The organism is Aeromicrobium sp. A1-2 (assembly GCF_003443875.1).
Classification (GTDB): domain Bacteria; phylum Actinomycetota; class Actinomycetes; order Propionibacteriales; family Nocardioidaceae; genus Aeromicrobium.
Genome location: NZ_CP027482.1, coordinates 1858606 through 1880366 on the forward strand (window position 1 = coordinate 1858606; position 21761 = coordinate 1880366).

The following is a 21761-nucleotide window of genomic DNA, read 5'->3' on the forward strand; positions in this document are numbered from 1 at the left end:
CGAGGTCCTGCGCGAGGACGGATCTCCCGGAACGCGCGGCCAAGGGCTGCACGAATGCCGGGAGATCCGTCCTGCGGGGGTGCTACTTGATGAAGCCCTCGCTCTTGAGGAAGTCCTCGGCGACCTTCGACGGCCGCAGGCCCTCGGCGCTCACCTTGGAGTTGAGCTCGGCCATCGTCTCGGTCGTCAGCGTGGCGCTGAGCGGCGCCATCACCTCGAGGATCGCGGGGAACTCCGTGGCGGTGTCCTCGCGCAGCACGACCGCGCCGTTGTACAGCGGGAAGAACGCCTCGTCGTCGACCAGCGGCTTCAGATCGAGCGCGGCGATACGTCCGTCGGTCGTGAAGATCTCGCCGAAGTCACAGCCGCCCTTGTCGACCTGGGTGTAGATGACGCCGGTGCCGAGCGTCTGGGTCTTGTCCTTGACGTCCATGTCGTACGCCTTGGCGAATCCCGGGTAGCCGTCGGGACGGCCCGCGAACTCGCTCTCGACACACACCGTCGCGTCGTCGTTCTTGTTGACGTAGTCAGCCATGTCCGAGTGCGTCTCGATGTTGTTCTCGGCCGCGAACTCCGTGGTCGTGGCGAACGCATAGGTGTTGTTGAAGGGAGCCGGCGCGCCCCAGACGAGGCCGTTCTTCTCCAGGTCTTCCTTCTTGACCGCCTCGAACTGCTCGACCGGGTCCTGGATCGGGTCGTCGTGGCCCAGGTAGTTGATCCAACCGGTGCCGTTGTAGTCCCAGTAGATGTCGGTCTTGCCCGACGTCAGGGCGTTGCGGGTCGCGGTGCTGCCCTGGATGTTGGTCTTGTCGCTGACGTCGGCGCCCGCGGCCTTCAGCATCTGGATCGTGAGCTGGCCGAGCAGCAGCTGCTCGTCGAACTCTTTGGAGCCGACCGCGAGCGACACGCCCTTCAGCGCGTCGGGGTCGACAGATCCTGCCTCGACCTCGGTGCTGGAGCCGCCGCCGTCACCGCCGCCGAGTCCACACGCTCCCAGGGTCAGGGCGATTGCTGCTGCACCGGCGATCATGGATGTCTTGCGTCGAAGTGTCTTCATTCTGTGCCTTTCGGTTGTGCGAATGTGACGGGAAAATTGTTAGCGGATGCCGCGGGGCGTGAACGAGCGTTGGACCAGCCCGCCGGCCCAGTCGACGAGCAGCGCGAGCACCGCGATCAGCAGGCTGGCAAGCACGAGGACCTCGTTGCGGCCGAGCTTGATGCTGCCGAACAGCAGCCCGCCGAGCCCGCCCGCGCCGACGAAGTCACCGAAGGCGACCGTCGCGACGGCCAGCACGAGCGCGGTGCGCGCGCCGGCGCCGATGATCGGGACAGCCAGCGGCAGCTCGACGCGGAACAGGACTCCCATGGGCGACATGCCCATGCCGCGGGCGGCGTCCTTGACGCCTGCGTCGACCTGTTGGAGGCCGACGATCGTGTTGCGCAAGACAGGCAGGACGCTGTACGCCGTGAGGACGCCGACGACGGCCCACAGACCGATGTAGAAGATGCCGATGATCGCGAGCAGGCCGATGCTGGGCGCCGCCTGGCCGGCGTTGGCAACTGCCAGGATCCCCGGCGACAGCCAGGAGAACCGGCGACGGGTCACCAGGACACCCAGCGGCACCGCGATCGCCATGACGAACATCGTGATCAGGAAGCTGATCTTGATGTGGTCCAGCGTCTGCCGGGTCACGGACGCGGGGTCGACCGCGCGGCGGACGATCGAGTCGAGGTCGGCATTCGCGAGGTAGAGCACGTCGGCCCCGATCGCCAGGACGCAGAACACCGGCACGAGCAGATCGGTCCACTTCAGGACCGGTCGGCGGGTCGTGCGCGCGTCGGGCTGCGCCTCCATGTCAGGAGCCGCCGGCGTGCGTGACTCGGTCGCCGTCTTGTCGCTCATGCAGGCGCCTCCTGGGCGTCGCCGGCTGCCGCAGCATCCTCGCCCTCGGCGGCGGCGGCAGCAGCAGCGGCAGCAGTGGCCGCAGCCGTCGCGTCGGACTCCTCGCGAAGCTCCCGGACCCGTGACAGCAGGTCGTCCAGGGTGATCGCGCCGACTGTCTGACCGCGACGCACGACGGCGAGGCGTTCCTCGCCGTCGGCGAGCATCGTGTCGAGCACGTCGCTGAGCGTCGCCTTGATCGAGATCGTCGACGGGTCCTTGCCGGCCTCGGACGCCGGTCGCAGGTCGATCCCGGACAACCGCTCCAGGGCGAGGCGCTTCAGCGTCGCGCCCCGTCCGATGAACCCCTCGACGAACTCATCGGCCGGATTGGCCAGGATCTCCTCGGGAGTGCCGTACTGCGCGATGGCCGAGCCCTCGCGCAGGATCGCGATCCGGTCGCCCATCTTGATGGCCTCGTCGAAGTCGTGGGTCACGAAGACGATGGTCTTGCCCAGGTCCTCCTGCAGCGACAGGAACTCGTCCTGCAGGCGACCGCGGGTGATGGGGTCGACGGCGCCGAACGGCTCGTCCATCAGCATGATCGGCGGGTCCGCGGCGAGCGCCCGGGCGACACCGACGCGCTGCTGCTGCCCGCCGGAGAGCTGGCGCGGGTAGCGGTCCCGGTAGGTGCCGGGCTCGAGCCCGACCAGGTGCAGCATCTCGTCGACGCGCTCCTTGGTCTGGTCCTTGGGGTGCTTGAGCATCTTCGGCACCAGCGCGACGTTCTGCGCGATCGTCAGGTGCGGGAAGAGTCCGACCTGCTGGATGACGTAGCCGATCGTGCGCCGCAGCTTGACGTCGTTGAGCGAGAGCACGTCCTCGCCGTCGATCGTGATGCTGCCCGACGTCGGCTCGATCAGCCGGTTGATCATGCGCATCGTCGTCGTCTTGCCGCAGCCGGACGGGCCGACCAGCACGACGATCTCGCCGGCCGGGATCTCCAGGTCGAGCGAGTTCACCGCGGGCTTGGTCGCGTCGGGGTAGGACTTGGTGACGTTCTTGAGCACGATCGGCACGCCGCGCGCACGCGACGGGGAGGTGGTTGTGGCGAGATTCGGGTCAGACACGGAGCCCCCTGGGGGTGGTCAGTCGGCGGACGAGTACGAAGACGAGGTCGAGCGCAAGAGCCAGCAGCACGACGAGCAACGTGCCTGCGAGCGCCTCGTTGAAGGTGTTGACCGAGCCCAGCGCCGACAGCGCATGCAGGATGCCGGTGCCGAGGCCGGGACCGCGGACGTACGCGGCGATCACGACGAGACCGACTGTGAGCTGCCCGGCGACGCGGATGCCGGTCAGGATGACGGGCCACGCGATCGGTAGCTCGATCTGCAGCAGGATGCGCGAGCGCGCCATGCCGAGTCCTCGAGCGGCATCGACCATGTCGGCGTCGACGCTCTGCAGCCCGACCACGGCGTTGCGGATGATCGGCAGCAGCGCGTACAGCACGAGGATCGGGAACGCCGTCGCGAGCCCGAGGCCCGTGATCGGCACCATCAGGCCGAACAGTGCGATGGACGGCAGCGTGAAGAGGACCGACGAGAAGTTGACGGCGGCATTGGAGAAGATCGTCGATCGGTAGGTGAGAATCGCGATGCCGAGGCCGAGGACGGCGGCACACGCGAGCACCTGCACCGAGAGCAGGATGTGCTGCTGAGAGTCGAAGATCAGCTCAGAACGGAAGGTCTTGAGGTACTCGAAGAACGGTAGTCCGCCCATAGGCATCCTGACGTCGTGGTGAGTGAAGTGCTCTGACGACCTTCCACACTACGACACGTGGAGGTCTTCGACGGATGGGATCGAGTGCGCCCATGCCCCCAGGGGCTGCGGAGGCACTGCCCCGGCTCGCTGGATCGGAGCCGTGGTAGCCGGTTTGCGGTGGAGCCGCACAATCGCTCTCGTAGCAGCGATAAGCTCAGTGTCGGTTGCGGTGGAGGTAGCTCGGCAGAACGACCCTGAGAAAGACCGGCAGGCACTCGACGAAATAGCGGCGGAAAAGACGTCGCGGCTCCTGCGCGAGGCGGTAGAACCACTCGATCTTGGTCGCTCGCACCCATCCCGGAGCCATCGTGGCGTTGCCGGTGGCCATGTTGACCGCGCCACCGACGTTGATGACGACACCGGTGAATCCGGCCCTCCGCACCTCCTCACCGATCATGTCGCCGAACGGAGGGGTGACGGCGACGATCAGCAGGTCGACGCCGTACTTCTGCAGCTTCTTGGCGAGCGGCTTGGGCTTCCAGTCACCCCGGTTGCCGTGCTCGCGGAAGACAACGTGCAGCCCCGAGTCGTGCAGCTGGCCGCGGAAGTCGTAGCCAACATGCCGGTCCGCACCCAGGATCGCGGCCTTCTTGCCGTGGAACCGCCGGCCTGCCAGCATCCGCTCGATGAACTCCGAACCCGTGACCCGGGCCGGGTCGATGCCACGCGAGCGCATCAGCGAGACGATGGGCCAGCCATCGGCGGTGATGTAGTCGGCCTTCTCGATCGTTTTCGCGAAGTCCTCGGACCTCGACGCCAGCGCCAAGTGGTGCAGGTTGACCGTCTGGATGCGCTTGGGCCGGAGGTCGAGCACCGCGGCATCGAAGTCGTCGTCGTTCAGGATGCACTTGTCGGCCATGCGATCGATGAGTTCTTCGGTGATCACAGATGTCCCCCGATTTTCCCCGGTGGGACCTGTAGGTCCCACCTCCCCGAATGAGGCCTGTGGGCCTCACCAGAGGAGAGGAGGTCGGCACCCGCTCATGACGCCACTCGGGTGCCGAGGACGAATGATGCAGATCACGTGCCGCGATGTGCCCCTACGGCGTGAGGGTCGGCTTGAGCTCGACGATGCGGCTCAGCAGCCCGTTGACGAACGACGGCGACTCGTCGGTCGACAGCTCGCCGGCCAGGCCGACGGCCTCGCTGACCGCGACGGCGTCCGGCACGTCGTCGACGTAGAGGATCTCGTAGGCGCCGATCCGCAGCAGGTTGCGATCGACCGCAGGCATGCGGTCCAGCGTCCAGTCCTTGGCGTTCTCCGCGATGATCTCGTCGAGTCGGTCACGGTGCATTACGACGCCCTCGATCAGGGCGACGGCGTAGGCATTGACCGGATAGTCGCCCTCGGCGATCCGGTCGGCCATGCTGCCGCCCGGCGGGAGGTTCTGCGCCTCGGACTCGAAGAGGATGTCGAGGGCACGCTTGCGCGACTTGGAACGAGCACCCATCAGGACTGCACGCGACCGAGGTAGCCGCCGTCCCGCGTGTCGACCTTGATCTTCTCGCCGTTGACGATGAACAGCGGGACGTGGATCTCCTTGCCGGTCTCCAGGCGGGCCGGCTTGGTGCCACCACTCGAGCGGTCGCCCTGCAGGCCAGGCTCGGTGTACTCCACGAGCAGCTCGACCGAGGCCGGTAGCTCGATGTACAGCGGGATGCCGTCGTGCATCGCGACCATCGCGTCCTGGTTGTCCAGCATGTAGTCCTTGGCGTCGCCGACGACCGCATCACTGATGTTGACCTGGTCGAAGGTCGTCTTGTCCATGAAGACGTACGAGTCGCCATCGTGGTAGAGGTACTGGAAGTCGCGCTTGTCGACGTTGGCGGTCTCGATCTTGAGACCTGCGTTGAACGTCTTGTCCACGGTCTTGCCGCTCATGATGTTCTTGAGGGTCGTCTTGACCATGGCGCCGCCCTTGCCGGGCTTGTGGTGCTGGAACCAGACAACGGACCAGAGCTGTCCGTCCAGGTCGAGGACCATGCCGTTCTTGATGTCGTTAGTGGTGGCCATCAGCCGATCTCCAGGAGGTCTTTGGTCATCGTGGTGAGCACCTCAGGGGCGCCCGAGGTCACGAGGACGGTGTCTTCGATACGCACTCCCCCGCGACCCGGGACATATATGCCCGGCTCCATCGTCAGGACGGTGCGACTGCTCAGTTTACCTGCGTGTGAGGGTCCGACGAACGGGTCCTCGTGGATCTGCAGCCCGACGCCGTGCCCGAGGCCCGTCGTGAAGGCGTGCAGCCACCCTGACTCGTCCAGGGATGAGGTTGCCGCAGCGTACGAATCGGCCACCGCGGCGCCCTCGCGGAAAAGCTCCAGACCAGCCGCCTGGGCCTCGCGGACGGCGGCGTGGATCTCGCGCTGCCAGTCGTCGGCTCGTCCCAGCACGAAGGTTCGGGTGCAGTCCGCGTGATAGCCGTCGACCCGCGCGCCGAAGTCGACCTTGACCAGGTCTCCGTGGGCCAGGACTCGATCGGTGGGGCTGTGGTGCGGGATCGCGGAGTTCTCACCCGCGGCCAGGATCGTGTCGAACGCGATTGCCTCCGCGCCCAGCTCCAGCATCCTGTGCTCGAGATCGCGCGCGACCGCCCGCTCCGTGCGCCCCCCGAGCCGCTGGCCCACGAGTGCCTCGAGGGCACGGGTCGAGATGTCGCAGGCACTCCGCAGCGCCGCGACCTCGTCGTCGTCCTTGACCTCGCGCAATGATTCGACGAGTCGGCCCGCAGGCGAGAGCGACACCTGGCCGACCAGGTCGTCGAGCCGGCCGTGCCCGTCGACGCTCAGGACATGGGTCTCGACGCCCCACCCACCGTGGGTCATGAGCTCAGCGGCACCGGCGAGCAGATCACGACCGATCACATGGGCGAGGTCCGGGAGCTCCTCGGCCGCCTGGTCGCGATATCGGCCATCGGTCAAGAACACGGCCGCACCCTCGCGGGGCACGACCAACGCACCGTTGGACCCGGTGAATCTGGTGAGGTAACGGACGTTGACGAGCGTCGTGACGACTATGCCGTCGAGGCCGTGATCGCCCAGCGCGGCGACGAGACGACCGCGGCGCTCGGCCGCGCTCACGAGGAGATGGCCCGGTAGGCGTCCAGGATCAGGCTCTCGTCGGGCCCGGCCAGGATCGCCGGCTGCGCGAGGCCGTCGAGGACGACGAATCGGAGTCGGTCGCCGCGGGTCTTCTTGTCCAGCCGCATCGTGGCCGCGAGGGCCTCCCAGATGCCCGGCCGATAGGTCATGGGAAGGCCGATCGTGCCGAGGATCGACCGGTGGCGGTCGAGCAGGTCCTGGTCGATGCGGCCGGACCTGTGCGCGATCTCCGCGACGTAGACCATGCCGATCGAGATCGCCTCGCCGTGCCGGATGCGATAGTTCTCGAACTTCTCGACTGCGTGACCGAAGGTGTGGCCGTAGTTGAGGGCCTCGCGGCCGACGGAGCCGTCCGCTCCGGTCTCGCGCAGGTCACCCGCGACGGTTCGCGCCTTGACCGCGATGCCCTTGGTGATGAGCTCGGCGACGATCGGCGACAGCGGGTCGGAGATGCGCTCCGGTGCGGCCTCGATCAGGTCGAGAATCGTCGGATCGGCGATGAACCCACACTTGGCGACCTCGGCCAGGCCGCTGCGCAGCTCTCGGGCCGGCAGGTCCCGCAGGACGTCAAGGTCGCACAGCACACCGACCGGTTCGTGGAACGCGCCGACCAGGTTCTTGCCCTCGGCGGTGTTGATGCCGGTCTTGCCGCCGACCGCCGCATCGACCATGCCCAGCACGGTCGTGGGGACGTTGACGAATCGCACTCCACGCAGCCAGCTTGCCGCCACGAAGCCAGCCAGGTCGGTCGTCGCGCCGCCACCCAGGCCGACGATGACATCTGACCTGGTGAAGCCGGTCTGGCCGAGGATCTTCCAGCAGAAGGCCAGGACCTCGGCGGTCTTGGCCTGCTCGCTGTCTGGCACCTCGATCAGGTGGACCTCGAGCGAGTCGGACACCAGAGGCTCACGCAGGACCTCGGCCTGCCTGGCCATCGACGGAGGATGGATGATCGCGACCCGCATGACGCCGAGACCGAACCCGACCAGTCCGCGCAACTGCTCGTGGACGCCGTTGCCGATCACCACGTCGTACGGGCGGGCGGTCGGCACCGTCAATCGGGTCGTCATCGGTCCTCCTCGATCAGGGCCAGGGCGCGGTCGCTCACCTGGCTGGCGTCCAGATCGTCGGTGACGATCGTGAATCGTGCGACCTGGGCGTAGAGCGGGCGGCGCCGATCCATCAGGTTCTTGAGCTGTGACCGGACGTTCCCGAGCAGCAGCGGCCGGTTGCCGTTCATCCCGACGCGGGAGACCGCAGCTGGGAGGCCGACGTCCAGGAAGACGACCCGGTGCTCGGCCAGCAGGGCGCGGGTGGCCTCGCTCAGCACGGCCCCGCCGCCCAGTGCCAGCACTCCGTCGTGCTCCAGCAGGGCGGCCGCGACGGCCTCTTCCTCCAGGACACGGAAGTGGGCCTCGCCGTGGTCGACGAAGATCTCCTGGACCGTCGCGCCCTCGCGTGTCTCGATGTCGTGGTCAGTGTCCCGGAAGGACGCACCCAGCCGCCTGGCCAGGTCCTCCGCGACCGTCGTCTTGCCCGCTCCGGGCGGACCGATCAGGACCGCAATGGGACTCAACGGTGCCTCAGGTTGGCGAGGTAGCCGTCGACGTTGCGGCGAGTCTCCTCGACCGCGTCACCTGCGAACTTCTCGAGGATCGCGTCGGCCACGACCAGCGCCACCATCGCCTCGGCCACGATGCCGGCCGCAGGGACCGCGCACACGTCCGAGCGCTGGTGATGCGCGCGTGCCTCCTCGCCGGTCTCGACGTCGACCGTACGCAGGGCGCGGGGCACCGTCGCGATGGGCTTCATCGCGGCCCGCACGCGCAATATCTCTCCGGTCGTCATGCCACCCTCAGTGCCACCGGCGCGCCCGGAAACGCGACGGATGCCCTCGGGCGTCGGGATGATCTCGTCGTGCGCGAGCGAGCCGCGGGTGCGTGCCAGCTCGAAGCCATCGCCGAGCTCAACGCCCTTGATCGCCTGGATGCCCATCAGCGCCTGCGCGAGTCTGCCGTCGAGCCGCTTGTCCCAGTGAGTGTGTGAGCCCAGCCCCGGGGGCAGCCCTTCGACCACGACCTCGACGACCCCGCCGAGGGTGTCGCCGTCCTTGTGCGCCTGGTCGATCTCGGCAACCATCGCCACGCTGGTCTCGGCGTCGAAGCAACGCACGGGATCGGCGTCGAGGGCCTCCACGTCGTGGTGGGACGGGATCACGCCGGCCGGGGCGCGCACCGTGCCGAGCTCAACGACGTGTGACACGAGCGTCGCGCCGGTCGTCTGCCGGATGAACTGCGCAGCGATCTCGCCGAGCGCGACGCGGGCGGCGGTCTCCCGGGCGCTGGCCCGCTCGAGGATCGGCCGGGCCTCATCGAAGCCGTACTTCTGCATGCCGGCCAGATCGGCGTGGCCGGGGCGGGGGCGGGTCAGGGGCGCATTGCGCTTGAGCCCGTCGAGGACCTCAGGGTCGACCGGATCAGCCGACATGACCTGGTCCCACTTGGGCCACTCACTGTTGCCGATGCGCAGCGCGATCGGGCTGCCCATCGTCAGGCCGTGCCGCAGTCCGCCGACGATCTCGAGCTCATCGGCCTCGAACGCCATGCGGGCGCCCCGGCCATAGCCCAGACGGCGGCGCGCGAGGGCGGCCTGGATGTCCTTGCTGGTCACCTGCACCCCCGCCGGCAGTCCCTCGAGCACGGCGACGAGAGCGGGGCCGTGCGACTCACCTGCGGTCAACCAACGAAGCATGTGGACGATTCTCCCACGCCCCACCCGCACCAGCCGAACGCGTCCCACGTGACACCATGGGTGAGCGCCGCGCGGACGGTGTCCGGACGAGGGTGCCGTACCCGGCCAGCGACAAGACGGCACGGAGGAGTCTCGTCATGGCATGGTCGATCCTGGTCCTTTCCGGCGTCCTGGAAGCGGTGTGGGCCACGGCCCTGGGCCGTTCCGCGGGACTGAGCCGGCTGGCGCCCACCGTGGTCTTCCTGCTGGCGTTGGTGGCCAGCATGGCCGGACTCGCGTACGCGATGCGCACACTGCCGATCGGCACGGCATACGCCGTGTGGGTCGGTATCGGCGCAGTGCTCACAGCCACGGTCTCGATGACCTCCGGCGGTGAGACTGTGTCGCTCGCCAAGATCCTGTGCCTGCTGGCGATCGTCGGCGGCGTCGTGGGTCTCAAGCTGGCCCACTGAGCCCCACCCCGGGTCAGACGGCGTAGATCGCCGGTCCCCACGCTGCGCCGAGCACCGCACCCACGATCATGTACGGCCCGAAGGCGTAGGCCTTCGGGTCGACGAGCTTGAGTCGGGCCAGGCCCAGCCCGAAGACCGCGCCAAGGATGAATCCGGCGTACATCCCGACGAACACCTCGCTCGCCCCCAGTGCACCGAGCGCCAGGGCGAGGACGCCGGACAGGCGCACGTCGCCGAAGCCGAAGGCCCCCCTCGCGATCCAGAAGAGGACGCGGAAGATGACGTAGACGACGACATTGGCGACCACGGCACGGACCAGCACCTGCGCGTCCTGCAGCAGCACGGCACCCAGCACGACCAGGACCAGGGTCAGCAGGTAGGTCGGGGCCACGATGAAGAACGGGAGCAGCCGGGTGTGCCAGTCGATGAACGCCAGCCACGAGCCGACCCCGGCGACCAGGACCCAGACCGGCAGCAGCTCGGAGTCGTCTATCCGCCACGCCACCAGCCCGGCCATCAGCGCCGAGGAGAGCGCCAGGCCCACCCTGAGCCCACGAAACTCCGCCAGCACGGCGTAGGGAAGCTTGTCGTCATCGCCTCCGGCCGGCTCCGGGATGCGTCGCAGCACGAGGGGCCCGGCAGCGCCCAGGAGAGCCGCTGCGAGGGCCGTGAGGACGATGGTCACGCGAGAGAACCTAGCGGGTTGCGAGCTCACCCATTGCGGCATTGAGCAAGATCTGTGGATCGACGGTGCTTCCTGTCATCAGCTCGACCTGAAGCGCGGCCTGGTGTGCCAGCAGGTCGAGCCCGCTCACGGTCGGCAGGCCAGACTCCGCGGCGGCGGCCAGCAGCGTGGTCGGCCACGGGTCGTAGACGATGTCGAACACGGCCCGCGCCGCCGCGGTGAGCTCGCGCGAGCGGGCACCCGCAACGTCCTCGGGCACGGTCGAGATGAGGAGGTCAACGGTCTCGGTCAGCGGCTCGTCGATGCCGCGGACCACGACCTCGACCCCGCGCCGTTCAGCCACCTGCTGGGTCTCCCGAGCGCGAGCCGGGTCGCGGACGACGAGCTCGAGTCGGCTGAGCCCGTGGGTCGACAAGGCGTACGCCATGGAGGTCGCCGTGGCGCCCGCCCCCAGGATGCGTGCCGTGCGGATGCCGCTCAGCAGACCGCGCTCCTGCATGGCCGCCAGTGCGCCGGTGACGTCGGTGTTGTGGGCCGAGAGCATGCCGTCGTCGACAACCAGGGTGTTTGCGACGCCGAGCAGCTCGACGTGCTCGCTGCGCTGGTGAGCCTCCTGGGCGGCTGCCCGCTTGAGCGGCGCCGTCACCGACAGCCCCCGGACGTCGTCTCCGAGCGACCTCAGGAACAGCGGGAGCTCATGCTCCTCGACCGCCACCGCGTCGTACGTCCAGTCCAGCCCCAGCTCGGCGTACGCCGCACGGTGCATGGCAGGCGAGAGCGAGTGAGCGATCGGCGAGCCCAGGACGGCGCAGCGCATCAGCAGATCTTGTCGTCGGCGGCAGCACAGTACGCCTGCAGCTTCTTGACCGCCTGGTTGTGCTCGGCCAGCGTGTTGGAGAACACCGTCTCGCCAGTCTCCAGGTTGACCGCGACGAAGTAGAGCCAGTCACCCTCTGCGGGGTTGAGCGCGGCCTCGATGGTCTTCTGCCCGGGCGACCCGATCGGCCCCGGGGGCAGACCCGCGACCTTGTAGGTGTTGTACGGCGAGTCGGAGTTGCGCTCCTCGGGCGTCGTGAAGACATCGCCCTCACGGCCGCTGGCGAACGACACCGTGGAGTCGAGCTGGAGCTGCATGCCGCGATCGATGCGGTTGTAGAGCACCCGCGCGACCTTGGCGTAGTCCTCATCCTTCTTGGCCTCGAACTCCAGGATGCTCGCGACAGTCAGGACCTGCTCTGCATTGAGTCCAAGCGCCTCGGCACGGGTGCCGATGTCGAGGTCCTTGGTGACCGACACCGTCTTGGCGACCATCTCCTTGATCAGCTCGACCGCCGTGGTCTTGGAGCCGACGGCGTACGTCGCGGGATACAGGTAGCCTTCCGCGTTGCCCTTGGCGACCGCCGGCAGCCCGATCGCGTCCGCGTCGGCGAGCGCGGCCTTGACGTCGGCCGCGGAGATCTTGGTCTTGGCCACGATGATCTTGCTGATCGACTTCAGCCGGGAGCCTTCGGGGATCGTGACCCGCGACTCTCCCGGTGCGCCGACGATGTTGTCCTTGTCAACCATCGCGCGCATCGCGTACTCGGCGGACATCTGCTTGGGAAGCTTGTAGAACCCGGCCTGGATCCCCTGGAACCGGGAGTCGTTGATCGCGAGCTGGTAGAACGCCTCGGCGCTCTTGACGACATCGTTCTTGGCCAGGATGTCCGCAATCTGCTGGCCGCTCGAACCTGTCGGGATCTCAACGACGACCGAGCCTGTTCCGGCACTGGTGTAGTCGTCCGGACCGCTCAGGAAACCGGAGATCTTGCCGAAGGCGAGGTATCCGCCGAAGACGACTGCGAGGACCACCACGAGCGCCACGATGCGGCGACCCCAAGGCTTGCGGGCCGGCTTCGCCGCACGTCGTCGGCCCGGACCCGAGGGTCCTCCGGTCATCAGGTCCAGCCCACTGTCGCTCATCGCTGCCTCACAAGCCTTCTCCTGGTGCGGACCCGCGGGTTCGCTCTGAATCGAGTGCCGTCTGCAGGATGACGGTAGCGGCAGCTTGGTCGATCACCGTGCGCCTGGCCGCTCCCGAGCGGCCGCTGTGCCTCAGGTTGCTGTCGGCCGTCATGGTCGACATCCTCTCGTCGAACAAGCGGATCGGCACGGGGAAGATCGCCGGCGACAGCTCTGCGCAGAAGGCCCGGACCTTGATCGAGGCCGGCCCTTCGCGGCCGGAGAGCCCGACCGGCAGGCCCACGACGCACTCGAGCGCCTCGTACTCCGCGATCAGCTCGGCGAGCCGCCCGATCGCCTTCGGACCGGCAGGCACGGTCTCGACCGGTGTCGCGAGGATGCCGTCGGGATCGCTCACGGCGACGCCGATCCGCACGTCACCGACATCGACACCCACCCGCCGACCGCGCCGCATCGTCACGCGCTCAGCGCCGCCTCGACCGCAGCGAGCGCAGCCGGAATCGCGGACACGTCTGTGCCGCCGCCCTGCGCGACGTCGGCCTTGCCGCCGCCGCGGCCGCCGATCTTGTCGCCCACGACGCCGATCAGCTGGTTGGCCGAGAGCCCTCGCTCCTGGGCCAGGTCGTTGAGGGCCACCACGGCGGCCGGCTTGTCACCGGCATCACCGATCACGACCACGACGGCGGGACGCTCGCGCAGACGGTTGCGGATGTCGAGGGCCAGCGTGCGCACGTCTCCCCCACCGGCTCCCGCGGCATGGTGTCCGACGTAGGCGATGCCGGCGATGTCCTTGGCCGCGGCCGCGATGTCGCCGGCCGCGCCGATCAGCTGTGCGGCCTTGATGCGCTCGGCTGCCTTGTCCGCGGCCTTGAGCCGCTCGACCAGGTCCTTGACCCGGCCCGGGACGTCGTCGGCCTGCGTCTTGAGGATCTCGGTGAGCTGGCGGACGACGTCACGCTCGCGGGCGAGGTATTCGAAGCCCTCGATTCCCGTGAGTGCCTCGATGCGCCGGTTGCCTGCTCCGACCGAGCCGTCCGACGTGATGACCAGGGTGCCGATCTGCGAGGACCGCTCGACGTGCGTGCCACCGCACAGCTCACGCGACCACGGGCCGCCGATTTCGACGACACGCACGTCTTCGCCGTAGGTCTCGCCGAACAGCGCGAGCGCGCCGAAGTCGCGCGCCTCGGGCAGCGACATGGTCTGGGCCCGAACAGCCAGGTCTGCACGAAGCGCTCGGTTGGACGCCGCTTCGACGCCGTGCAGCTGATCGGGCGACAGAGCCCCGTTCCAGCCGAAGTCGAGTCGGAGGTAGCCGGGGCGGTTGAACGAGCCGGACTGCAGAGCCGTGGGACCGAGCACCTCGCGCAGCGCGGCGTGCACGACGTGCGTGCCCGAATGGGCCTGGCGCGCGCCGAGCCGCCAGTCCGGGTCGACGGCAGCCTCGAGCTCCTGGTCGAGCGTCAGCTCACCCTCCAGCACCCGCACCTGGTGGACCACGAGTCCACGGACCGGGCGCTGGACGTCGAGCACCTCGGCCCGGCCCCCGTCCCACGTCAACGTGCCCGCGTCGGCGTGCTGTCCGCCGGACTCGGCGTAGAACGGTGTGCGGTCGAGCACGACCTCGCCGAGCGCGCCGACGGAGAGCGCTGGAACGCCCGACCCCTCGGCGATCAGGGCGAGGACGCGCGACTCGGTCGTCAGGTCGGTGTACGCCAGCCAGTCGGTCGGGCCGTTGGCGTCCAACGCGGCACGGTAGACCGTGGTGTCCGCGTGGCTGCCCTTCTTGGACTTGGCGTCGGCCTTGGCGCGCGAGCGCTGCTCGGCCATCAGGGCGCGGAAGCCTTCCTCGTCGACCGTCAGGCCCTGCTCGGAGGCCATCTCCAGGGTCAGGTCGATCGGGAAGCCGTAGGTGTCGTGCAGGGCGAACGCCTGCTTGCCCGGCAGCGTCGTGCCACCGCCGTCCTTGAGCGCGATCGCAGCGCTCTCGAAGATCTGCGTGCCCTTGCCGAGGGTCTGGCGGAAGGCTTCCTCCTCGGCGTACGCGATCTGCGAGATGCGGGGGAAGTCGGCCTCAAGCTCGGGGTAGGACGCCTTCATCCGGTCCAGGCTGACCGGGAGCAGTGCCGGCAGGGCCGGATCCTCGTAGCCCAGCAGTCGCATCGAGCGCACGGCCCGACGGAGCAGGCGGCGCAGGACGTAGCCGCGGGCCTCGTTGCCGGGCGTGACGCCGTCGCCCATCAGCATCAGTCCGCTGCGGACGTGGTCGGCGATGACTCGGAACCGGACGTCGTCGCCATGGTCCTTGCCGTACGTGCGCCCGGTGATCTCCGAGGCCTTCTCGATGACCGGGAACACCTCGTCGATCTCGTAGAGGTTGCCCTTCTCCTGCAGGAGGTAGGCGACCCGCTCGAGCCCCATGCCGGTGTCGATGTTCTTGTTCGGCAGGTCACCGATGACGTCGAACTGGTCCTTGGCCCGGACGTTGGTGATCTCCTCCTGCATGAACACCAGGTTCCAGATCTCCAGGAACCGATCCTCGTCGACGACTGGCCCGCCGTCTGGCCCGAACTCGGGCCCGCGGTCGACATAGATCTCGCTCGCGGGACCGCCGGGCCCGGCGACACCCATGTGCCAGTAGTTGTCGAGCAGCCCACGGCTCTGGATCCGCTCGTCGGGCAGGCCGGCGATCTGCTTCCAGAGCTGACGCGCCTCGTCGTCGGAGTGCAGCACCGTGACCCAGATCGTCTCGGGGTCGAAGCCCAGCCCACCATCGGCGACGGAGCCGGTGATGAGCTTCCAGGCGTGCGTGATGGCGCCTTCCTTGAAGTAGTCACCGAACGAGAAGTTGCCGTTCATCTGAAAGAACGTGCCGTGCCGGGTGGTCTTGCCGACCTCTTCGATGTCTTGCGTACGCACGCACTTCTGCACCGACGTGGCCCGGTCCCACGGCGGAGTCTCCTGGCCCAGGAAGTACGGCTTGAACGGCACCATGCCGGCGTTGACGAACAGCAGGTTGGGATCGTCGAACAGCAACGGCGCCGAGGGGACGACGGTGTGTCCGGCGTTCTCGAAGTGCGCGAGGAATCGGCGGCGGATCTCCGCGGTCAGCATCAGGTTCGGTCCTTGTCGGTGTGCTCGGCCTGGAGGCGAAGCAGATCGGAGTGGTCGTGGGTGGCGCCGGACAGTTGGTGGACGATCTCGTCCTCGCGAGTCTCCATGCCGTCTCGCACCTCGGCGCTGAAAGCACGCCAGCCGGACCCGAGGGCCGCGGCCTGGTCGACGAGACCCGGCACCGAGAGCCGGTAGGCGGCTCGGCGGGCCTTGGCGGTGGCGTAGACGCCGGCGGCCGAGCCGGCGACGAACCAGACGATCCGCGACCTCATGAGCTGAGCCACCGATCGGCGGGCTCCGTCGGCTGGGCCGCACGTACGGCACGACGTCCGGCCTGGAGTCGCTCCCGGCGGCGGCTGCGGTACTCGCGGCGCATCAGGGCCATGACCCGGTCGCGGCTCTCGGCGCGCAGCGCGTGAGCCAGCCCGTGAGCCAGCACCGACAGACGTACCCCAGGGCGACCCAGCGCCGTGTTGACGACCTGCAGCTCGGACGGGGGCACGATGAGCCTGCCCTCGACGATCCGCGGCTCGAGCTCACGGTCAGCGACCTCTGGCTGGGACGCCACATGGGCGATCTCGGTCGACAACCGTGGCGGTGCGGGTAGCGGCTCGGGTGCGGGCGGCACAGCGACCGAGAGCCGGCGGGCGGCACGGACCGCGATGACTGCAGCGCTGATCGCCACGACAGCGAGGAGCGCCGTCGCGGCGAGGATCCCCACCTCCGTTGACATGGGGTCGAGCCTAACGCCTCAGCGATCGCGGAGGATCGCCCGGATCCGCGCCAGCCGCTCGGCGATCGCCGCCTCGGCTCCGTGCCCGCCGGGCTCGTAGTACGTCGCACCGTCGACCTCGTCGGGCGCGTACTGCTGGCTCACGACGCCACGCGGATCGCTGTGCGCATAGAGGTAGTCATGGCCGTGGCCGAGCTTCTTGGCACCCGAGTAGTGCGCATCGCGCAGCGCGGGTGGCACAGCGCCGACCTTGCCGGCGCGCACATCGGCGATCGCGGCATCGATGGCTTTGTAGGCGGCATTGGACTTGGGGGCCGTGGCGAGCGCGATGACCGCCTGGGACAACGTGATGCGTGCCTCGGGGAATCCGATCATTGCGACGGCCTGAGCCGCGGCCACCGCCGTCGTCAACGCGGTCGGATCGGCCAGGCCGATGTCCTCGCTCGCCGAGATCATCAGCCGTCGCGCGATGAACTTCGGGTCCTCGCCGGCCTCGATCATGCGAGCGAGGTAGTGCAGCGCGGCATCGACGTCCGAGCCCCGGATCGACTTGATGAGCGCACTGGTGACGTCATAGTGCTGGTCGCCCTGCCGGTCGTAGCGAACTGCGGCCCTGTCGACCGCGAGTGCGGCGTCCTCCACGTCGATCTGCGACTTGCCCTGGCTCGTGGCGGCGCCCGCAGCGGCCTCGAGGTATGTCAGGACGCGTCGACCGTCGCCACCGGCCAGGCGTACGAGGTGGCTGCGGGCCTCGTCGGACAACGTGACGGCGCCGCCGAGCCCGCGATCGTCCGTGAGCGCCCGGTCGAGGATCACGCCAATGTCGTCGTCGGTCAGCGACTCGAGCGTCAGGAGCAGCGAGCGCGACAACAGCGGGGAGATGACACTGAAGTGCGGGTTCTCGGTCGTCGCCGCGACCAGGGACACCCAGCGGTTCTCGACCCCGGGCAGCAGGGCGTCCTGCTGAGACTTGCTGAAGCGGTGGACCTCATCGACGAACAGGACCGTCTCGACACCGCTCTGCGACAGCGCGCGGCGTGCTCCGACGATAGTCTCGCGCACCTCCTTGACGCCGGCCGAGACCGCTGAGACCTCGACGAATCGGCGGTCGGTGTGAGCGCTCAGCAGGCTTGCGATGGTCGTCTTGCCGGTGCCGGGTGGGCCCCACAGCAGGATCGTGAGCGGCTGGTTGCCGTCGATCATCTGGCGCAGCGGCGAGCCGGGAGCCAACAGGTGCTGCTGACCCACGAGCTCTTCAAGCGACCGCGGGCGCATGCGGACCGCGAGCGGCGCGTTGGCCGAGGTGTTTCCGCTCAGGCTTCCCCCACCTGTGCCGGTCGTCGGCGGTGCGTCGGGCAGGTCGAACAGCCCGTCGGTGCTCATGCCTCAGCGCCCCGGCGTCGTCCTGCGCTGGTCACCGCGTGCGCTCGCGCAGCCGGAAAGGCATCAGCTCTTGGCGTCATCCTGGGGTTTCCAATCGACTCCGGCGTCCTTGCGCTGCTCCGGGGTGATGGGTGCGGGTGCCGCCGTCAGGGGGTCGAAGCCGCCGCCGGACTTCGGGAACGCGATGACGTCGCGGATCGAGTCGGAGCCGCTGAGCATCGCGCAGATGCGGTCCATGCCGACCGCGATGCCGCCGTGCGGCGGAGCGCCGAAGCTGAACGCGTCGAGCAGGAAGCCGAACTTCTCCTGCGCCTCCTCCTCACCGATGCCCATCAGTGCGAACACCCGCTTCTGGACGTCCTCACGATGGATTCGGATCGACCCACCACCGAGCTCGCTGCCGTTGCAGACGATGTCGTACGCCCACGCGAGCGCCGAGCCGGGATCACTGTCGAATGCCTCGATGTCCTGCGGCGAGGTGAAGGCGTGGTGCACCGCGGTCCATGCTCCGCTGCCGACGGCGACGTCGCCGGATGCCACCGCGTCACCCGAGGGCTCGAGCAGTGGCGCATCCACGACCCAGACGAACTCCCAGGCGTCCTTGTCGATCAGGCCGCCGCGCTCACCGATCTCGAGCCGGGCAGCGCCGAGCAGGCCGCGAGTCGACTTGGTCGCTCCGGCACCGAAGAAGATGCAGTCCCCCGGCTTGGCGCCGACGTGCTCGGCCAGACCGGCACGCTCGACGTCGCTGAGGTTCTTGGCCACCGGACCGCCGAGCTCGCCGTCGTCCTGGATCGTGACGTAGGCCAGTCCCTTGGCGCCACGCTGCTTGGCCCACTCCTGCCACGCGTCGAACTGGCGACGGGGCTGCGAGGCACCGCCGGGCATCACGACCGCGCCGACGTACTCGGCCTGGAAGACGCGGAACTGTGTGTCCTTGAAGAACTCTGTGCACTCCACGAGCTCCTGGCCCATGCGCAGGTCGGGTTTGTCCGAACCGAATCGGCGCATCGCCTCGGCGTACGTCATGTGCGGGATCGGGAGCGGGACGTCATATCCGATCAGTGCCCACATGGCTTGGATGATTCTTTCCATCAGCTCAAGGACGTCGGCCTGGTCGACGAAGCTCATCTCGATGTCGAGCTGCGTGAACTCGGGCTGGCGATCGGCGCGGAAGTCTTCGTCGCGGTAACAGCGCGCAATCTGGTAGTAACGCTCCATGCCGCCGACCATCAGGAGCTGCTTGAACAGTTGCGGGCTCTGCGGCAGGGCGTACCAGCTGCCGGGCTTGAGGCGTGCCGGCACGAGGAAGTCGCGAGCACCCTCGGGAGTCGAACGGGTCAGTGTCGGCGTCTCGATCTCGACGAAGTCCCGCTCACCGAGGACCTGACGGGCAGCGGCGTTGACCTTGCTGCGCAAGCGGATCGCGGCGGCCGGACCGGAACGGCGCAGGTCGAGGTAGCGGTACTTCAGCCGGGCCTCCTCGCCCACGTCGACATGGTCGTCGATCGGGAACGGCAGGGGCGCCGCGGCGCTGAGGATCTCGACGTCGTCGGCGATGACCTCGATGTCACCGGTCGGGATGCCGGCGTTCTCGTTACCCTCAGGCCGCTTCTGTACCGTGCCGACGATCTTGAGGCAGTACTCGGCGCGCAGCTGGTGGGCAACCTCCTCGCGGACGACGACCTGGACGACACCCGAGGCCTCGCGGAGGTCGATGAACGCAACTCCGCCGTGATCTCGACGACGGGCGACCCATCCAGCGAGGGTGACCTGCTGACCGATGTGTTCGGTGCGCAGGCTTCCGGCGTCGTGGGTGCGGATCACGTGTTCTGCTCCTTGATTCGAGGCGAGAGGTCTTCTGCGGGCGGGGCCCAGGTGGTCGGATCGGCGTTGCCCTGCTCACCGATCCGGATGTCCCGCACCTGGTGCGAGCCCTCGGTCTGCGGTGAGGCGGGGAACCACACATACGGTATGCCCCGCCGCTCGGCGTACCGAATCTGCTTGCCGAACTTCTGCGCCGTCGCGGCGACCTCGGTCGGGATGCCGCGGGCGCGCAGCGCCGAGGCGACCTCCACGCTGGCCGGCCGGGACTCCTCGTCGACCAGTGCGACCAGGACCGCACTGGGGACGGAGCGGTCGGCCGACAGCCCGTCGGCGACCAGCGGGACCAGCAGGCGGGACACACCCAACGAGATGCCGACACCCGGATAGGTCGTGCGGCCGTCCGTGGCGAGCTGGTCGTAGCGTCCGCCCGAGCAGATCGAGCCGAGGTGCTCGTAGCCCGCCATCCGGGTCTCGAACACCGTGCCGGTGTAGTAGTCGAGGCCACGCGCAATGCGCAGGTCAGCGACGACCTCGACGCCGTCGGCACCTGCCGCGCCGACGACCACCAGACGGAGCTCTTCGAGCCCTTCGTCGAGCAGCGGGTCCTCGACACCGAGGGCGCGGACCGCAGCGACGAAGGAGTCGTCGGTCGTACGGATCTCGGCGAGCGAAAGGCACTGCGCGGCCTGGTCGGCGCTCAGGCCGGCGTCGGTCTGCAGGAGCTGCGCGATCTTGTCAGCCGGCACCTTGTCGAGCTTGTCGACGATCGGCATCACCGTCGTCGGCTCGGCGATGCCGAGACCTCGGTAGAAGCCCTCGAGTACCTTGCGATTGCTGACCTGGAGCGTCAGCTGCGGCACGGGAAGGCCCGACAGCGCCTCGGCCATGACCTGGGCGACCTCGACGTCGAAGTGGAAGGCCAGCTCGTCCTTGGCGACAATGTCGATGTCGGCCTGGGTGAACTCGCGGAACCGTCCCTGCTGGGGGCGTTCCCCACGCCACACCTTCTGGATCTGGTAGCGGCGGAACGGGAACTCGAGCTTGCCGGCGTTCTCCAGGACGTACCGCGCGAAGGGCACCGTCAGGTCGAAGTGCAGCCCCATGCCGGAGTCGCTGTCGCCCTCGCCGGCCTGCAGCCGGCGCAGGACGTAGACCTCCTTGTCGATCTCGCCCTTGCGCAGCAGCTGGTCCATCGTCTCGACCGCGCGGGTCTCGATCGACGCGAAGCCGTGCAGCTCGAAGACCGAGCGGAGGTGGTCGAGCACGATCAGCTCGACATTGCGCTCGGCCGGGAGGAACTCGGGGAACCCGCTCAGCTTGGTCATGCCATCAGCTCCGCGAGGAACGGGTTGGTGCCACGCTCGCGGCCGACCGACGTCTGTCCGCCGTGGCCCGGCAGCACGACGATGTCGTCGGCCAGCGGCAGGACGCGGTCGCGCAGGCTGTCGAGCATCTGCGGGTGCGAGCCGCCGGTCAGGTCGGTGCGTCCGATCGATCCGGCGAACAGGAAGTCACCGGAGAACATGACTTGTGAGACGTCCTCGGGTCCGTCGTAGTCGACCCGGTAGAAAACGGTGCCGGGAGTGTGACCGGGCACGTGGTCGACCTGGAACGTCAACCCGTCGACCTCGATCCGGGCGCCGTCGACCGCATCACGTACGTCTGCGGGCTCGGCGAAGTCCGGCACGTCGGTCATGCCGAGCTGGGCCCGCAGCATCCCGGCGGACTCGCTGGAGATCGCGGCCATGGGGTCGCTCAGGAGGTGCCGGTCCGCGGGGTGGATCCAGACCGGGCAGTCGTACTCCTCGGCGACGTCCTGCGCGCACCACATGTGGTCGAAGTGACCGTGCGTGATGAGAACTGCGGCGGGTCGCAGGTTGTGCTCGGAGACGACCGAATGGATGCCGTCCATCGACTCCATGCCCGGGTCGATGATGGCGCAACCGGCGCCAGGACCCCGGGAGACGAAGTAGCAGTTGGCCTGCAACGGACCGGCCGGAAATGACGTGAGAAGCACGTGCGACAGGGTACGCGAGACGCGCCGACACC

General features: G+C 68.5%; 23 protein-coding genes and 1 riboswitch. Of the genes, 1 reads left to right on the forward strand and 22 read right to left on the reverse strand.

The features are described 5' to 3' along the window. Window positions 1-82: 82 nt before the first annotated feature. From C6I20_RS09055 to aroC, 11 genes are all read right to left on the reverse strand, one after another. Window positions 83-1057, reverse strand: a complete 975-nt coding sequence (locus tag C6I20_RS09055) for a glycine betaine ABC transporter substrate-binding protein (protein ID WP_118395661.1) — start codon at window positions 1055-1057, stop codon at window positions 83-85. 39 nt (window positions 1058-1096) lie between these two features. Beyond that, window positions 1097-1903 carry an ABC transporter permease gene (locus C6I20_RS09060; protein ID WP_118395662.1) on the reverse strand — a complete coding sequence of 269 codons (807 nt, stop codon included), beginning with the start codon at window positions 1901-1903 and terminating at the stop codon, window positions 1097-1099. Then, complete coding sequence (locus tag C6I20_RS09065; RefSeq protein ID WP_118395663.1) at window positions 1900-3012, reverse strand: ABC transporter ATP-binding protein; 1113 nt, start codon at window positions 3010-3012, stop codon at window positions 1900-1902. The genes C6I20_RS09060 and C6I20_RS09065 overlap by 4 nt, the downstream gene beginning before the upstream one ends. Next, complete coding sequence (locus C6I20_RS09070; RefSeq protein ID WP_118395664.1) at window positions 3005-3661, reverse strand: ABC transporter permease; 657 nt, start codon at window positions 3659-3661, stop codon at window positions 3005-3007. The genes C6I20_RS09065 and C6I20_RS09070 overlap by 8 nt, the downstream gene beginning before the upstream one ends. A 196-nt stretch (window positions 3662-3857) precedes the next feature. Beyond that, entirely contained in the window at window positions 3858-4589 is a 732-nt protein-coding gene (locus tag C6I20_RS09075; protein WP_118395665.1) for a WecB/TagA/CpsF family glycosyltransferase, read from the reverse strand. A 154-nt stretch (window positions 4590-4743) separates the two neighbouring features. Further along, complete coding sequence (gene nusB, locus C6I20_RS09080) at window positions 4744-5154, reverse strand: transcription antitermination factor NusB (RefSeq protein ID WP_118395666.1); 411 nt, start codon at window positions 5152-5154, stop codon at window positions 4744-4746. Further along, window positions 5154-5720: an elongation factor P gene (efp, locus tag C6I20_RS09085; protein ID WP_174232974.1), complete on the reverse strand. Its 567-nt coding sequence runs from the start codon at window positions 5718-5720 to the stop codon at window positions 5154-5156. The genes nusB and efp overlap by 1 nt, the downstream gene beginning before the upstream one ends. Continuing rightward, on the reverse strand, window positions 5717-6784 hold the full coding sequence (locus tag C6I20_RS09090) for a Xaa-Pro peptidase family protein (RefSeq protein WP_118395668.1): 1068 nt from the start codon (window positions 6782-6784) through the stop codon (window positions 5717-5719). The genes efp and C6I20_RS09090 overlap by 4 nt, the downstream gene beginning before the upstream one ends. Further along, on the reverse strand, window positions 6781-7875 hold the full coding sequence (aroB, locus tag C6I20_RS09095) for a 3-dehydroquinate synthase (protein WP_118395669.1): 1095 nt from the start codon (window positions 7873-7875) through the stop codon (window positions 6781-6783). The genes C6I20_RS09090 and aroB overlap by 4 nt, the downstream gene beginning before the upstream one ends. Next, entirely contained in the window at window positions 7872-8381 is a 510-nt protein-coding gene (locus C6I20_RS09100) for a shikimate kinase (RefSeq protein WP_118395670.1), read from the reverse strand. Before C6I20_RS09100 ends, aroB begins: the two co-directional genes overlap by 4 nt. Next, window positions 8378-9556: a chorismate synthase gene (gene aroC, locus C6I20_RS09105; RefSeq protein WP_118395671.1), complete on the reverse strand. Its 1179-nt coding sequence runs from the start codon at window positions 9554-9556 to the stop codon at window positions 8378-8380. The genes C6I20_RS09100 and aroC overlap by 4 nt, the downstream gene beginning before the upstream one ends. Window positions 9557-9616: 60 nt before the next feature. Continuing rightward, a riboswitch (guanidine-III (ykkC-III) riboswitch) is annotated at window positions 9617-9682 on the forward strand. An 11-nt stretch (window positions 9683-9693) separates the two neighbouring features. Here aroC and C6I20_RS09110 point away from each other — a divergent pair. Then, entirely contained in the window at window positions 9694-10008 is a 315-nt protein-coding gene (locus C6I20_RS09110) for a multidrug efflux SMR transporter (RefSeq protein WP_216822843.1), read from the forward strand. A gap of 13 nt (window positions 10009-10021) precedes the next feature. Here C6I20_RS09110 and C6I20_RS09115 read toward each other — a convergent pair whose 3' ends face one another. The 11 genes from C6I20_RS09115 to C6I20_RS09165 form a co-directional block, all read right to left on the reverse strand. Continuing rightward, complete coding sequence (locus C6I20_RS09115; protein ID WP_162891236.1) at window positions 10022-10693, reverse strand: prepilin peptidase; 672 nt, start codon at window positions 10691-10693, stop codon at window positions 10022-10024. A 10-nt stretch (window positions 10694-10703) separates the two neighbouring features. Further along, on the reverse strand, window positions 10704-11510 hold the full coding sequence (locus tag C6I20_RS09120) for a shikimate dehydrogenase (protein ID WP_254052091.1): 807 nt from the start codon (window positions 11508-11510) through the stop codon (window positions 10704-10706). Beyond that, window positions 11510-12655, reverse strand: coding sequence for an endolytic transglycosylase MltG (mltG, locus tag C6I20_RS09125; protein ID WP_118395674.1), 1146 nt, complete (start codon window positions 12653-12655; stop codon window positions 11510-11512). Before mltG ends, C6I20_RS09120 begins: the two co-directional genes overlap by 1 nt. Before the next feature lie 7 nt (window positions 12656-12662). Beyond that, complete coding sequence (gene ruvX / locus C6I20_RS09130; RefSeq protein ID WP_118395675.1) at window positions 12663-13109, reverse strand: Holliday junction resolvase RuvX; 447 nt, start codon at window positions 13107-13109, stop codon at window positions 12663-12665. 2 nt (window positions 13110-13111) lie between these two features. Beyond that, on the reverse strand, window positions 13112-15769 hold the full coding sequence (gene alaS / locus C6I20_RS09135; protein ID WP_118395676.1) for an alanine--tRNA ligase: 2658 nt from the start codon (window positions 15767-15769) through the stop codon (window positions 13112-13114). Next, a complete protein-coding gene (locus C6I20_RS09140) occupies window positions 15769-16041 on the reverse strand; it encodes a DUF6167 family protein (protein ID WP_118395677.1) in 273 nt (90 codons plus the stop codon). Before C6I20_RS09140 ends, alaS begins: the two co-directional genes overlap by 1 nt. After that, entirely contained in the window at window positions 16038-16502 is a 465-nt protein-coding gene (locus C6I20_RS09145) for a hypothetical protein (protein WP_118395678.1), read from the reverse strand. The genes C6I20_RS09140 and C6I20_RS09145 overlap by 4 nt, the downstream gene beginning before the upstream one ends. 18 nt (window positions 16503-16520) lie before the next feature. Then, window positions 16521-17885 carry a replication-associated recombination protein A gene (locus C6I20_RS09150; RefSeq protein ID WP_118395679.1) on the reverse strand — a complete coding sequence of 455 codons (1365 nt, stop codon included), beginning with the start codon at window positions 17883-17885 and terminating at the stop codon, window positions 16521-16523. Between the two features lie 63 nt (window positions 17886-17948). Then, window positions 17949-19712: an aspartate--tRNA ligase gene (gene aspS, locus C6I20_RS09155; RefSeq protein WP_118395680.1), complete on the reverse strand. Its 1764-nt coding sequence runs from the start codon at window positions 19710-19712 to the stop codon at window positions 17949-17951. Beyond that, window positions 19709-21037, reverse strand: coding sequence for a histidine--tRNA ligase (hisS, locus tag C6I20_RS09160; RefSeq protein WP_118395681.1), 1329 nt, complete (start codon window positions 21035-21037; stop codon window positions 19709-19711). The genes aspS and hisS overlap by 4 nt, the downstream gene beginning before the upstream one ends. Further along, complete coding sequence (locus C6I20_RS09165) at window positions 21034-21729, reverse strand: MBL fold metallo-hydrolase (protein ID WP_118395682.1); 696 nt, start codon at window positions 21727-21729, stop codon at window positions 21034-21036. Before C6I20_RS09165 ends, hisS begins: the two co-directional genes overlap by 4 nt. Window positions 21730-21761: the final 32 nt, after the last annotated feature.